The 14510-nt window shown below is 63.8% G+C and carries 13 protein-coding genes; all 13 read left to right on the top strand.

The window, feature by feature from the left end:
* Window positions 1-330: M20/M25/M40 family metallo-hydrolase (locus tag P8014_RS18525; protein WP_337818804.1), on the top strand; the 330-nt coding region annotated here is incomplete at its 5' end.
* 10 nt (window positions 331-340) lie between these two features.
* Window positions 341-1624 (top strand): ABC transporter substrate-binding protein, encoded by a 1284-nt coding sequence (locus P8014_RS18520; RefSeq protein WP_337818803.1) that lies wholly within the window; start codon window positions 341-343, stop codon window positions 1622-1624.
* A 297-nt stretch (window positions 1625-1921) separates the two neighbouring features.
* Window positions 1922-2950 carry an ABC transporter substrate-binding protein gene (locus P8014_RS18515; protein WP_337818802.1) on the top strand — a complete coding sequence of 343 codons (1029 nt, stop codon included), beginning with the start codon at window positions 1922-1924 and terminating at the stop codon, window positions 2948-2950.
* Window position 2951: 1 nt separating this feature from the next.
* Window positions 2952-3803, top strand: a complete 852-nt coding sequence (locus P8014_RS18510) for an ABC transporter ATP-binding protein (RefSeq protein WP_337818801.1) — start codon at window positions 2952-2954, stop codon at window positions 3801-3803.
* An 81-nt stretch (window positions 3804-3884) separates the two neighbouring features.
* The gene (locus P8014_RS18505; protein WP_337818800.1) at window positions 3885-4691 is read left to right on the top strand and encodes an ABC transporter permease; all 807 of its coding nucleotides are present in this window, start codon (window positions 3885-3887) and stop codon (window positions 4689-4691) included.
* 126 nt (window positions 4692-4817) lie between these two features.
* Window positions 4818-5615, top strand: a complete 798-nt coding sequence (locus P8014_RS18500) for a creatininase family protein (protein ID WP_337818799.1) — start codon at window positions 4818-4820, stop codon at window positions 5613-5615.
* 190 nt (window positions 5616-5805) lie between these two features.
* Complete coding sequence (locus tag P8014_RS18495; protein WP_337818798.1) at window positions 5806-7218, top strand: cytosine permease; 1413 nt, start codon at window positions 5806-5808, stop codon at window positions 7216-7218.
* Window positions 7219-7283: 65 nt separating this feature from the next.
* On the top strand, window positions 7284-8324 hold the full coding sequence (locus tag P8014_RS18490) for a 2-oxoglutarate and iron-dependent oxygenase domain-containing protein (RefSeq protein ID WP_337818797.1): 1041 nt from the start codon (window positions 7284-7286) through the stop codon (window positions 8322-8324).
* Between the two features lie 89 nt (window positions 8325-8413).
* A complete protein-coding gene (locus P8014_RS18485; protein ID WP_337818796.1) occupies window positions 8414-9682 on the top strand; it encodes a cytosine deaminase in 1269 nt (422 codons plus the stop codon).
* Window positions 9683-9819: 137 nt separating this feature from the next.
* Complete coding sequence (locus P8014_RS18480) at window positions 9820-10251, top strand: GNAT family N-acetyltransferase (protein WP_337818795.1); 432 nt, start codon at window positions 9820-9822, stop codon at window positions 10249-10251.
* A gap of 240 nt (window positions 10252-10491) precedes the next feature.
* Complete coding sequence (locus P8014_RS18475; protein WP_337818794.1) at window positions 10492-11622, top strand: asparagine synthase-related protein; 1131 nt, start codon at window positions 10492-10494, stop codon at window positions 11620-11622.
* Window positions 11612-13303, top strand: coding sequence for an ABC transporter ATP-binding protein (locus P8014_RS18470; protein WP_337818793.1), 1692 nt, complete (start codon window positions 11612-11614; stop codon window positions 13301-13303). The genes P8014_RS18475 and P8014_RS18470 overlap by 11 nt, the downstream gene beginning before the upstream one ends.
* Before the next feature lie 347 nt (window positions 13304-13650).
* Window positions 13651-13911, top strand: coding sequence for a transposase (locus P8014_RS18465; RefSeq protein ID WP_337818792.1), 261 nt, complete (start codon window positions 13651-13653; stop codon window positions 13909-13911).
* Window positions 13912-14510 lie beyond the last annotated feature (599 nt).

The raw sequence follows: 14510 nt of genomic DNA, 5'->3' as shown, positions 1-14510 counted from the left end.
GAGGCGACGCTGGCCTACAAGCGTCAGTATCCCGTGACCTACAACCACGCCGAGCAGGCCGGCGAGTTGCGCCGCGCGGCGGCGGCCGTGCCCGGCCTGAGCGAGGCGCGCGACATCGCTCCGAGCATGGGCGCCGAGGACTTCTCCTTTTTCACCGAGCGCCTGCCGGGGGCATATCTGTGGCTGGGCGGCCGGGACGAGGCGCACCACGCGCCGCTGCACAGCTGCCGTTTCGACTTCAACGACCATTCCCTGCCGCTGGGCATTGCGCTGTGGCAGCGTCTGGTGCGCGATCTGCTGCCCTTGCCCACCGCTCATTCGCAAGCATAAGGAGCCCGCCATGAATCTGCGTTCTCTGCCCTCTAGCGCCGCCCTGGCGCTGTGTCTTGCCGCCAGCCCGGCACTGTGGCCGGCCCAGGCCGCCGCAGCCGGCTGTACGGTCAAGGTCGGCATACTGCTGGCCTTGAGCGGTTCGCTGGGCGAACTGGGGCAGGACAACGCGCGTTCGGCCGAACTCGCGGCGCAGGAGGTCAACGCCGCTGGCGGTGTGCACGGCTGCAAGGTCGAGGTGGCCCTCGCCGACACTCAGACGCAGCCTTCGGTCGGAGTCACTGCGGCCAAGGGTTTGGTCGATCTCAAGGGAGTCAGGGCCATCGTCGGCGCCAATTCCAGCGGCACCACCATGGCCGTCATGCGCAGCGTCACGGTGCCCTCCGGCGTGCTGTTGGTCTCGCCTACGGCCGCTTCGACCGAGTTCACCAGCCTGTCCAAACAGGGGCTGACCAAAGGGCTGTTCCTGCGCACCATCATGTCGGTCAAGGACGAAGGTCCGGCCACTGCCTACGTGGCGGCCAAACTCGCCAAGTGGAAGCGTATCAGCATCGTCTACGTGAACAACGCCTTCGGCAGGACCTACGCCGAGACTACCGAGCGGACCTTCGAGGCCATGGGCGGCAGAGCCCGCATCGTGCCCTACAACCTGAACCAGCCGAGCTACCGCGCCGAGGTCACCTCGGCGCTGCAGGGCAATCCGCAGGCGCTGGTGCTGATTGCCTATCCGACCGGCGGGCAGAGCATCCTCAAGCAATGGATCAGCGCCGGGGGGCCGCGGCATTTCCTGCTGGCCAACTCGGTCGATACGCAGCATTTCGTCGACATCCTGGGCGCGAAATACCTGGACGGCGCCTGGGGCGTGACTCTGGGTGCGCAGACCGGCCAGCCCGGCTACAAGGCCTTCGCCGATGCGTTCGCCAAGCATTACGGCAAGCCGCCTTCGGCGCCGTACGACAGCAACGCCTACGACGCCATGGCGGTGACCCTGCTGGCCATGGCCGCCAGCCCGCCGCAGGCCGGCGGCAGAACCCTGGCCAAGGCCGCCCGCGCGGTGACGGCCGGCAACGGCGTGGCGGTCGGTCCCGGCGTGGCCGGCTACCGGGCCGCGCTGAAGGCGTTGGCCGCAGGCAGGCCGGTGCACTACGTCGGCGCGACAGGCGCGCTGCGCATCGATGCGCTGGGCGACGTCAAGGTGCCGGTGGTTGTCAGCCGGGTAACAGCCGGTCGGTTGATTGCCGCGAAAACCCTCGGCGCGCACGAAGTCGAGGCGCTGACCAGCATCGCGCCCTGACGATCCGCAGCAGCGACGGCCCGCGCTGCGGCACTTCACCCCTTTATCTGTTCCGCCGTTACATTCGGTGCATGTCGCGCACCATGCGGGTGCGCCTCCGTGATTTTCCGCCTCGCAGCCGTGCAGTGCTTCGCAGAGCGATGCGCCGTGAAGCCGATTCGGCCCCGTCAGGCCGCACCCGTGCCCCTGTCTTCGACCGTCTGGCATGTTTTCTGCCTTTACAGCCTGAGGTGCGGCACGGAGCGCGACGCTTTCGCCGCCACGGTCCGATCACACAACGCGAGAGGAAGCATCTCTATGGATAGGGCAGACAAAGGCGTCTTGGCTTCGGGTTCCGCATCGTTGCGCAAATGGGTGACGGCCGGTGCCACGGCCTGTGTGTTGGGATTCGCGGCTGGCGGGGCGCAGGCGGCGACCAAGGTGACTTTCTGCACCAACTGGTTCGCGGAGGCCGAACACGGCGGCTTCTACCAGGCCAAGGCGACGGGGCTATACGAAAAGGCCGGACTGGACGTGACCATCAAGATGGGCGGTCCGCAGGTCAACGGTATCCAGCTGCTGGCGGCCGGGCAGTGCGATTTTTACATGGGCTACCCGATGCAGACCATTATGGCGGCCTACCGCGGCCTGCCGGTGGTGAGCGTCGGCGCCAGCTTCCAGAAGGACCCGCAGGCGATCATCGCGCACCAGGGCGTGAAGACGTTGGCCGACCTCAAGGGCAAGCCAATCCTGGTCTCGCAGAGTGCGAACACCACCTGGTGGCCATGGCTGGAGAAGACCTTCGGCTTCACCAAGTCGCAGCAGCGCCCGTACACCTTCAGCGTCGCTCCGTTCCTGCATGACAAGAGCATGTCGCAGCAGGGCTACATCGGTTCCGAGCCGTTCCAGATCGAGAAGGGCGGCGAGAAACCAGTCATCTTCCTGCTCGCCGACTATGGCTGGCCGGCCTATGCCGAGACCATTGTCGCGCGCACCGACTGGGTGAAGAACAAGCCCAAGGTCGTGGCGGCCTTCGTCAAGGCCTCGATGGAGGGTTGGAAGTCGTACCTGGCAGACCCGGCGCCGGGCAACAAGCTGATCAAGAAGGCCGATGCCAAGCAGACGCCCGCGCAGCTCGCCTTCTCGCTGAAGATGATGAAGGACTACAAGCTGGTCACCGGCGGTGATGCAGGCAAGATGGGCATCGGCACCATGACGGATGCGCGCTGGAAGAAGATGTTCGACTTCATGGTGTCGAACAAGATGCTGCCGGCCAGTTTCGACTACAAGAAGGCCTACGACCTGCAGTTCATCAAAGGCTTGGACATCATGCCGGCCGGTGAGTGACATGGACATGCGTAGCGGGTCCGGTCACGTGTGCACGCCGTCCGAGGCGCGGCACGAGTATCTGCGCCAGGGCGTGAGCAAGACGGCGCGCGGTCGGCCGGTGTTCGAGGCCGCCGGCGTGGGCAAGACCTACGCCAACGGCACGGTCGCGCTCACCGACGTCGAGCTCGGCATCCGCGAAGGCGAATTCGTCAGTCTGGTCGGCCCGTCCGGCTGCGGCAAGAGCACGCTGCTGCGTATGATCGCCGGGCTCGGCCAGGGTACTGCGGGCGCGATGCGCTGGTGGGAGCAGGACTTCGGCGCCGTCGGCCAGCCCGGCCGGCGGCTGGCCTTCGTGTTCCAGGAGGCGGCGCTGATGCCCTGGGCCACGGTCGAGCGCAACGTCGAACTGCCGTTGCGCCTGGCCGGCCAGCGCAAGACGGCCGAGCAGGTCGAGGAAGTGCTGGAGATGGTCGGGCTGCAGGATTTCCGCAAGGCCTATCCGCGCGAGCTTTCCGGCGGCATGCAGATGCGCGTGTCCATCGCCCGGGCGCTGATCACCAAGCCCAATCTGTTGCTGATGGACGAGCCCTTCGGCGCGCTCGACGAGATGACCCGCGCCAAGCTCAACCAGGACCTGCTCGAGTTGTGGGAACGCCACCGCTGGACCGTGGTGTTCGTCACCCACAGCGTGTACGAATCGGTGTTCCTGTCTACGCGGGTGGTGGTCATGGCGGCACGGCCGGGCCGCGTGCTGGAGGACATCCCGATCGACGCGCCGTCGCCGCGCGGCCAGACCTTCCGCACCAGTAGCGAGTACCACGGCTGGTGCGACCGGGTCAGCGAATCGCTGGCGCGCGCGGCCTCGGCCTGAGCCGATGGTCAATATGAAGCTCCGGACGGTTGCCCGTCCGGATTTCCCTGTCACATCGTCCGCAACGAGGTGTCGCCGTCCATGTCAGCCCGCCCCCTGATCGAGAACGAACGGTTCCTGCGCATCGCCGCCCCGCTGGGCGTCGGTCTGCTGTTTCTCGCCATCTGGCAGTTGATCGTCACCGAAGCCCATATCCCGGCCTATCTGCTGCCGGGGCCGCTGGCCATTTTCGAGGCGCTGCTGGCGAACTGGCAGACGCTCGGCCTGGCCTTGCTGATGACGCTCAAGGTGACTTTTCTCGCTTTCTTCGTCGCGCTGGTGCTGGGCACTGCCGCCGCGCTGCTGTTCGCGCAGAGCAAGTGGCTGGAAATGAGCCTATTCCCCTATGCGGTGATGCTGCAGGTCACGCCCATCGTGGCCATCGCGCCGCTGGTCATCATCTGGTTCAAGGACCTGCAGGTGGCGCTGGTCGTCTGCGCGGTGATCATCGCCATCTTCCCGATCATCTCCAACACCACGCTTGGGCTGAACAGCGTCAACCACAATCTCAACAACCTGTTCGACATGTATCGCGCCTCGCGCTGGCAGAAGCTGCTCCATCTGCGTATCCCCAGCGCGCTGCCTTATTTCTTCGGCGGTCTGCGCATCAGCAGCGGCCTGGCGCTGATCGGCGCGGTGGTGGCCGAGTTCGTCGCCGGCACGGGCGGGCAGGGCGCCGGTCTGGCGTACCAGATCCTGCAGGCTGGCTACAATCTGCAGATCCCGGAGATGTTCGCCGCGCTGATGCTGCTCACCCTGGCCGGTATCGCACTGTTCGGCCTGATGGTGGCGCTGTCCAACTGGGCGCTGAAGAACTGGCACGAAAGCGCTCTCAAGCAGGAGAACTGAGCCACGCCGGACATCGCGGGCAGAACCGCGAAGCGGGCCTGCCGCTCCCAGCATTCCGCATTCTTCCGAAGTCCGGCGCGTGCACGCTTGCACCGTCATCGCCGGTTTTCACCTACAAGGATTTCCATGCACGGCTTCATCCCCCCCGAACGCTATATTCCCTACCTCACCTGGCCCGCGGTGCAGACACTCGCCGAACGCGGCGATGCCGTGCTGGTGCAGCCGATCGGCGCCATCGAGCAGCACGGCCCGCACCTGCCGCTGGCGACCGACGCGGCCATCGCCACCGGCGTGCTCGGCGCGGCTCTGTCGCGCCTCGCGCCCGATGTGCCGGTCTACGCGCTGCCGCCGCTGTACTACGGCAAGTCCAACGAGCACGTAGGCTTTCCCGGCACGGTCATGCTCAGCGCCGCCACGCTGCTCGCCACGCTGATGGAGATCGGCGAGAGCGTGTACTCCTGGGGCGTGCGCCGACTGGTGTTCTTCAACGCCCACGGCGGTCAGCCGCAGGTGATCGACATCGCCGCGCGCGACCTGCGTGCCCGACATCGTGACTTAATGACCTTTCCGTTCTTCGCCTGGAGCGCCGCGCGCGGCGATGAGGACCTGCTCTCGCCGCGCGAGCGCGCCGAGGGCATGCATGCCGGCGACGCCGAGACCAGCGTGCTGCAGGCGCTGCTCGGCGACTATGTGTTGAGCGAACGGGCCGTGGTCGAATATCCCCCCGCGCGCAGCAAGTGCCTGACGCCGGAAGGCGCCTTGCCCTACGCCTGGCTGACGGCCGATCTCACTCGTTCCGGCGTGATCGGCGATCCAACCACGGCGACGGCGGAAAAGGGGCGGCGCTGGCTCGAGCTGCTCGGCGAGAGCTGGGCCGAGGTGTTCGCTGAACTCACGCGTTTCGAACTGCCGGCATCCGACTGATCCCCGCATCACATGCACCGGCCGCGCGCAGCGCGCTTCCTCGCGGTGCGCGAGCGCGGCGTCGTTTGTTTGCAGCGTCGCATGTTTTCTTGAGTACGAAGCTGGTGCGGAAATTGCTCCAGCTCAGCGTTTCAATTGCATGACAACGGTCCAGGCGGCCTGATAACGATAACCAACGGAGGTTCACTCCATGTCCACCACCGAAGAATCCATTGTCATCGGCGTGCCGCTGGACAGCGGCATCGAAGCGCGCGGCATCGAGCGCGTGCTGCCGCACGAGCGCACGCACGTCAGCGTCATCGACAACTTCACCATGTGGCTGTCGGCCAACATGGTCATCTCCACTGTGGCGCTCGGCGCGCTGGCGATCCCGGTTTTCGGGCTGGGTTTCTGGGACAGCCTCGCGGTCATCGTGCTGTTCAACATGCTCGGCGTGTTGCCCGTCGCCTACTTCTCCACGCTGGGCCCGCGCCTCGGCCTGCGCCAGATGACCATCGCACGCTTCTCCTTCGGCTGGCACGGCGCGAAGATCATGGCGCTGTTCAACGTCGCCGCATGCATCGGCTGGTCGGCGGTGAACGTCATCGTCGGCTCGCAGATCATTACCGCGCTGAGCAAGGGCGCGGTGCCGGTATGGGCGTCGATCCTGGTGATCGCGGCGCTGACCACCGCGGTGAGCGTGTACGGCTACCGCTACGTGCACCGCTACGAGCGCTTCGCCTGGATCCCGATGGCGGTAATCTTCTTCATCGTCGCGGCGAGCACCCACGGCCAGATGGGCATCGTGCCGACGCCGGCCTGGAACATGGCGCACATCGCCTCGCTGGTCTCCTTCGGCGGCGCGATCTACGGTTTCGCCACCGGCTGGAGTTCCTACGCGGCGGACTACAGCGTCAACCAGCCCGAGCATACGCCGGCGTCGAAGATCTTCTGGCTGACCTTCTTCGGCGTGACCATTCCCTGTATCCTGTTGGAAACGGTGGGTCTGGGGCTGACCACCGTGAGCGCCTTCGGCAAGGCCGCCAACGAGGGCGGCGGCGCGCTGCTGGCCGCCGCGCTGCATCCGCTGGGCGGGCTGGGCGAGTTCCTGCTGCTCCTGCTGGCGCTGTCGGTGATCGCCAACAACATCCCCAACGACTACAGCCTCGGCCTGTCCATCCAGGTGCTCGGCAGGGCCTTTCACAAGGTCAACCGCGCGGTATGGACCTTCCTCGGCGCCGTGGTCTACATCGTCATTGCGATCTTCGCGGCAGCGCATTTCAATGCCACGCTGGAGAATTTCCTGCTGATGGTGGCGTACTGGTTGAGCCCGTGGACGATCATTCTGATCCTCGAGCACTTCATCGTACGGCGCGGGCAGTACAATCTCGACAGCTGGAACGAGGCGCGCCATCTGCCGGTGGGCTGGGCGGCTATCGTCTCCATGGCGTTAGGCCTGTTCGGCGTGTATCTCGGCGCGGCGCAGCTGCTGTTCGTCGGCCCCATCGCCGGGTTGTTCAATCCGCCTTACGGCATGGACGTCGGCTTCGAGCTGGGGTTGGTGTTCGCCGCAGTTTCGTATTTGATCCTGCGGCCGATTGAACTGCGCAAACACGCGCGCTGAGCGCGGTACGCAAGGCCTGCGGCGGACGGTTCCGGCGCAGGCCTTATCATCATCAAGGAACGATCATGATCAGAGTGATGACCGGCAACGGCGAGCGCCGTATCGGGACGATAGGCTTGGAGGCCCGTACGGCGAGCCGTGAGGAAATTCCGATCCTTGACCTTGCTCCTTTATTCGCGGACGATCCGGCCGGCAGACGCGGGCTTGCCGCACGGCTGCGCGAGGCCTGCACGCGCCGCGGTTTTTTCCACATCCGCAACCATCGTTTCCCGACGGATGCGCTGGAGGCGGCGTTCGACGCCGCACAGGACTATTTCGCGCTGCCCGAGGCGGCGAAGATGGCCAACCACGTGAGCCGCTCAAGCAACAACCGCGGTTATGCGGCGCTGCTGGAGGAGAACACCAATCCGGAATCGCACGGCGATTTGCACGAGAGTTTCGACATCGCGCTCGAGGTGCCAGCCGACGACGCGGACGTGCTGGCCGGCAAGGTGCTGTACGGTCCTAACCAGTGGCCGGCGGGAGAGGCGGCGTTCCGCGCCGCGCTCGAACGCTATCACGCCGAGATGTGCGCGTTGAGCGGCAAGCTGCTGTCGGCCTTCGCCCTGGCGCTGGAGCTGCCGGAGGACTATTTCGGGCCACTGACGAGCAAGCCGCTCGCCACGCTGCGCGTGCTGCACTATCCACCGCAGAGCGGCGACATCGACGAACGCCAGATTGGCATCGGCGCGCATACCGACTACGAATGCTTCACCATCCTCGCGCAGGACGACGTGCCCGCGCTGCAGGTGCTCGACGCCTCGGGCGAGTGGATCTCCGCCGAGCCCATCCCCGGCTGCTTCCTGGTCAATATCGGCGACCAGATGGCGCGTTGGACCAACGACCTGTTCGCCTCCACGGTGCATCGCGCGGTGAACCGCTCGGGACGCGAGCGCTATTCGATCCCGTTCTTTTTCGGCCCGAATTACGATACCGTGGTCGAGGCGCTGCCGGGCTGCGTCGGCGAAGGCCAGCCCGCGAAGTATGCCCCGATCGCTTCCGGGGAATATATCAACGGGCGTTTCGCCGAAACGTTCGCCCACTACGGCGACGCCGGGCAAGCCTGACGCGATTCACAGTTGCTGCGCGCGGCGGGTGGCGGCGGCTTCGCCGCCGTCCGCTCGCGTATCCGCGCAATTCCCTGAACGAGGATTTCATGGACAACCTACTGATTCGTAACGCCCGCGTTCCAGGACACGGGCCGCAGCCCTGCGACGTCTCGCTGGCCGGCGGGCGTATCGTGGTCATCGGCGAAGGCCTTTCGGCCACCGGCCAGACCGTGATCGACGCCGCGGGCGGCATGCTTACGCCGAGCTTCGTCGAACTGCACTGCCATCTCGACGCGACGCTTACCGCTGGCACGCCGCGCCCCAACCGCAGCGGCACGCTGTGGGAGGGCATTGCGCTGTGGTCAGAGATCAAGCCTTCGCTGGACGAGGACTCGGTGTACCGGCGCGCGCGCAAGACGCTGCTGTGGATGCTTTCGCACGGCGTCACCCACGTGCGCAGCCACGTCGACATCTGCGACCCCTCCCTGGTCGCGCTGCGCGCGCTGCTGGGCCTGCGCGAGGAACTGCGCGACACCATCGACCTGCAGTTGGTGGCCTTTCCGCAGGAGGGTCTGTACGCCTATGCCGACGGCGAAGCGCTGATGCAGGAGGCCATCCACCTCGGTGTGGACTGCCTGGGCGGCATACCTCACTACGAAATGACGCGCGAGGACGGGGTGCGCTCGGTGGAGCGCGTGATGGCGCTGGCGCAGGAACACGACCGTCTGGTGGACATCCATTGCGACGAGATCGACGACGAGCAGTCGCGCTTCGTCGAGGTCATGGCGGCGCAGACCGTGCGCCTGGGAATGATTGGGCGGGTCACCGCCAGCCACCTGACCGCCTCGCACGGCTACAACGGCGCCTACGCCAACAAACTGCTGGGCCTGATGAAGCGGGCGGGGCTGCACGTGGTCACCAACCCGCTGGACAACTCCGTGCTGCAGGGCCGTTTCGACGGCTATCCCACGCGCCGAGGCCATGCCCGCATCAAGGAGATGCTGCAAGCCGGGCTCAAGGTCGCCTGCGGTCACGACTCCGTGATGGACCCCTGGTATCCCATGGGCGACGGCGACCCGCTCAAGGCCGCCTTCGTGCTCATGCACTACGCGCAGATCATCGGCGCCGACGAGCGGCCCTGGCTGTTCCGCATGCTCACCGACATGCCGGCCGCGGCCTTCGGTCTGGAGCGGCATGCCGTCGCCGAGGGCGCGGCGGCCGACCTCATCCTGTGGGACGTGCCCACCGAGGACGAAGCCCTGCGCCGGCTGCCGCCGCGCCGCGCGGTGATCCGCAATGGCGCGGTCGTGGCCGAACGCGACGGTACCGGCATGCGAGTGCTTGGCGAGATGCTGGACGTCTCGCCGCCGGCTTGAGCGGCGACGCACGCAGGACGAGTAGGGGAGGCGTCATGACGGACACCCATCGGCGCTCGGGACTGGCCGGGACAGCGGCACTCTGTCCCCCAGCCTTTCCCGTTCCGGGAAGTGGCGGTCATGAAAAGATCTGCCGCGTGCGGCCGGCAGTCAACGATGATTTGGAGGCAATGTTCCGTTGCTTCCGTACCACCTTGCGCAAACATGTCGAGCCTGCATTCGGTTGGAATGAAGAGCGCCAGCGCGCGGGATTCGCGCTGAAATTCAACCGCGAGGAATGGGCCGTGTTGACCGTCGACGGCGTCTTCGGCGGCTTGGCGTGGATGGAATGCGGCGATGAATGGGCCTTGCGCCTTATCAGCATTCAGCCGGAGTACCAGAGCCTCGGCATCGGACAGTCATGGCTGCAATACATTCAGGCGCGTGCCCGTGAGGAGAAGCGCCGAGTGCGTCTTAAAGTATTCCAGACTAACCATGGTGCCAGGAGGCTATACGAACGTTTGGGGTTTCATGCGGCTGCCGAGCATGAGCACATGCACGAATTGGTCTTCGAGCCGGAGTGCGTCTAGGGCATCTCCGGGATGTCCAGAGCGGCCAGGTTCTGCCCAAGCATTCTTGGCATCGCGGATGTTCTAGATGGACTGTTGATGAAGTGGCTGCGTTCGGCCTATTCCGTTGAAAAACTCGTTACTGGCGGCAGGTGATGAGAGCTTTTCATCAACCTCGGGTCGGTTGAGAGTACGAAGCGATCGTAATTAGGGTGCGCAAGCGCCCCACGGGCTCAGGTAGCCGGGGTAGTTCCTGCTTCCTTGGCTTTCGGTACCAACCCGAGAGCCATTCTTCGCAAGTTTTGTGCGGTGGCGGCGCGGCAGGCCCGCGACGGCCGTCCCTTGGCGCTGATAAACAGCTACGCCGAGGACGACGCGCGCGGCGATGAACGGTTCTATCTTGATGCTCTGGCTGAAGCGATCGGGGGAGAGCGCTACTGCGTGGAGACGAATGCACGATCATCCGCGACAGACTTGTCGAGCGAGTTGCTCGCGCAGAGGCCGCGGCCCTGCAAACTGGCGGGAACAGTGGGCACTACGAGCCTGTTGTTCGAGTGCGCGGAGCAGCACGGCGCGAACCAGGTGCTGACCGGTGATGGCGGCGATCAACTATTCTTGCGCATCCATCGGCCGCTTGTGCTCGCCGAGCTGGTAAGCGAGGGGCTGCCGGGGGCATGGCCGCGTTTCGCTGCAGAGACTGCAAACCGGCTGCGCAGGTCAGTATGGGAGGTTTCGGCCGATGCGCTAAGGCGACGAAGTGCGGGGCCGGTGAGAGAACATTTGCTCGGTGGTCGCCGCTTTCCAGCCACGGCGTTTCTGGCGACGCCGACGACTGTGCCGGAGCTTGTACCCGGCGCTGAGCTGCTGCGCAGTTTGTCTACGACGCGCCTGTTCCAGTTCTTCGGGATGCGGAATGCGGAATGCGGAATGCGGAATGCGGAATGCGGAATGCGGAATGCGGAATGCGGAATGCGGAATGCGGAATGCGGAATGCGGAATGCGGAACTGAACCGCATCGCGTTGGTCGGCTGCAAGGTGGTCGAACGCAAGGTGTTCCTCTTCTGGCCGCTCATCCGAGCGTGTATCCGAGCCAAGCGGGTCCATCACTTCCGGAGCGGTCGCGACCGTGCGATTGAGCGTGGCCTCTACTCGGACATTCTACCGGCGGCGATCACTCACCGCATCGGCAAGGGCGCGGGTCGGGACATGCTTGTGCGTTTTGATTACAAGGCCCTGGCCTCGCGACTCGAAGATGGTGCATTGTGTAATCACCAAATCATCATTCGCGAGCGGCTTCGCGCGGCTATGTCTGGTCCGCTCGACTATGACCTTTCCTTTGCCTTGGTCCGAGCCGTGGCTGTCGCTGACTGGATGGCACAGTATGAGGATTGAAGCCCCCCTCCCGCCGCTTCAATGGCGGGCATTGAAATCGAGCCTGTGGGCCGCTCGCCGCTCTGTGGCGGCCTTCCTGATCGCGACGCTGGTTGCGTCGGCCTGCACGGTGGCAGGCCCATTGATTTTCGCGTACGCGATCCGCGTGCTGCCGAATCGACCGGCGTCCGTTGTGATCTGGTTGTTCATCGCTTTTGCAGCGTCGGTTGCACTCGCCCGCCTGCTTCAAGATGCTCGCGTCGTGCTCGTCAATCGCATCGAGCAAGAAACGCGCTGTCTAGTCAGCAAGCGCATCTTGGCGGCCCTGATGGCGGCGCGAGGATCGTTGTTCATCGACAATAATCCCAGCAAGGTTTCGGCCGTGGTGCAGTCGCTGCACCAGTCCAACAAAATGCTGATTCAGCTTTTCATGATGGTCGTGCTGGCCGGCGTCGCCGACATCGTGCTGTCGGTGCTGGCGGTCGGCGGGTATGTCAGTTGGGTCGTCGCCGTTTTCGTGCTGGTTTACGGGGTTCTGGTAGTCGCGATCACGGTGCGCAGCAACCGGGTGACGAACCGCTACCAGAAGGCCGCTCTGACCGAGACCAACGCCGGTGCAAACCTGCTGGGTAACATCCTGACGAACATCGTCTCGATCAAGGTGTTTCGCGGCCAGCAATGGGTCGAAGACCTGTATGAGCGGAACTATAGAAACTCGGCGATATCATGGTTGCGCTTCTACCGCGTCCGGCTGGGCTATGGGGCGCTGCAAGCCGCGCTGCTGTTCGTGCAGTACGGCTCGATCTTCGCGGCTTTGCTGTGGCTCTATGGCGCTCAGGGGAAGGTCGACCAGTTCGTGCTGGTCAGCATGATCCTGGTGCAACTCAACCGGCCGTTCGAGCTGATCGGCAGTTCGCTGCGCGACGCGATCGTGGCTCGTGGTATGGCGGAACCTCTGCACACCATGCTCGCGACGCATGCAGCGTCTGAGCGGGATCGGGCGATGCGCATTCTCCCCGAGGCCGCCTGCTTCTCCGTGGAACTGGTCGGATTTGGTTTCAGCTACGCCCCCGATCGGCCGCCGGTTTTGGACGGCATCACGACGGTTTTCCAGCCCGGAAGAATCAACTTCATCCTCGGTCGTTCGGGGGTTGGGAAGTCCACGTTGATGCAGGTGCTCTTGGGTCTCAACGAGGGATACACGGGTTCGGTTAGGATCGGCGGCGCCGAGCTGTCGGACCTCGACCCTAACGCTTACTTAGCGTCGATTGGCTATGTTCCGCAGGAGCCAATGATGATGAACGTGTCCCTTCGAGAAAATGTCCTTCTCGGTCGGAACTTCACCGACACGGCCGTGCGCCAAGCGTTGGCTACGGCGCGCCTCGAAGAAAAGGTCGCGGCTCTCCCTGACGGTCTGGACTTCGTAGTCGGGGAGCGCGGGCAGCTACTCAGCGGTGGAGAGCGTCAGCGCGTGGCGATCGCGCGTGCCATCATCGGCCACCCTGGCTTGCTCCTACTCGACGAAGCGAGTTCGGCGCTCGATGAGGCGACCGAACGGAGCATTTTCGCGGCGCTTCGAGACATTGCCGAGGAAACGACGATCGTCGCGATCACGCATCGCGTGGGTGTCATCGCCCCCGACGACGGCGTGTTGGACCTGTCGAAGCCGACACCACAGCAAGCCGTGCCTCAACTTGCTTGATTTCATGCCGCCGACGATCGAAGTATCGCTCGATCGCCGGGGCGGTTCAGCAGCGTCGACGGTAGTGTCCAGTATTTCGCGCACTTTTCATAATAATAGGGGACAGACCACGGTTTCAAAATTTCAAAGCCTGTTCTCCTATATGGAGCCAATCAAAATAAAACTCAGGGAACTATTTTCATGACTCGACGGCCAGGCATCGCCTTAGCCAATATTCCACTCAACATCATCCGGCGCGGTAACAACCGGTAAGCCTGTTTTTTTGCCGAAGAGGATTATCGCTTCTATCTGGAGTGGCTTGGCCAATATGCTCGCAAAGCCGGCTGCCACGTGCATTCATATGATTAATGACGAATCATGTCCATCTTCTGTTGACTGCAGAGTCTTCTATGGGGCCCGGATCCTTGATGAAGGCGCTTGGCCAACGCTATGTGCAGTACATAAATCGAACGTACCGGCGTAGTGGTACCCTCTGGGAGGGACGTTATCGTTCCTGTCTGGTTCAGGGAGATGAATATCTCCTGGGGTGTCAGCGCTATATCGAGCTTAATCCCGTCAGGGCAGGTATGGTGGAACACCCAGCCGAGTATCGTTGGTCGAGCTACTGATGCAACGCACATAGTGAGGCCGACAAATTGATCTCGTCTCATCCGCTTTATCTCGCTCTCGGTGGCATAGAATCGGAAAGAAATAAAGCATACGGAAAACTGTTTCGATTCGAACTTGATCCGGGTATGGTGGATTCGATTCGCAAAGCGACCAACGGGAATTTCGCATTGGGCAATTCACGGTTTGCAGAAGAGGTGCAGCGAATGCTTGGGCGGCGGGTTGCACCCGGGCTTTCAGGTAGACCACCGAAAGCGCAATAACCAAAGTGCGTACTTCTATTTTGAGAAATCGAGAAACCGTGGTCTGTTCCCTATTACGTGCATAGCTGTAGCCCTACAACGATCGAACCTGCATTCCTACGAAGACATCAATGCGGAGCGCCATTTTTCGGAGAGTCCGAATTTATTGACCATGCCCAGTTCGCCCACGCGGTTGACTCTAAGGACACGCTGAACTATTGCTGATTCAGCCGGCGAGGCGTTTGGCCCCTCACGTATCCGTCCACGGTGGCGCGAACCACGACGTCATCGTCGTTGACGCCGGCCTATTGGCTTCGATTTCGAGCCCCCGCAGGCGTGTTTTGCTCTTTGATCCAACC

The sequence above is a fragment of the Acidihalobacter sp. genome, assembly GCF_037381185.1.
Taxonomy (GTDB): Bacteria; Pseudomonadota; Gammaproteobacteria; order DSM-5130; family Acidihalobacteraceae; genus Acidihalobacter_A.
This window is presented reverse-complemented; position numbering and strand designations above follow the sequence as displayed.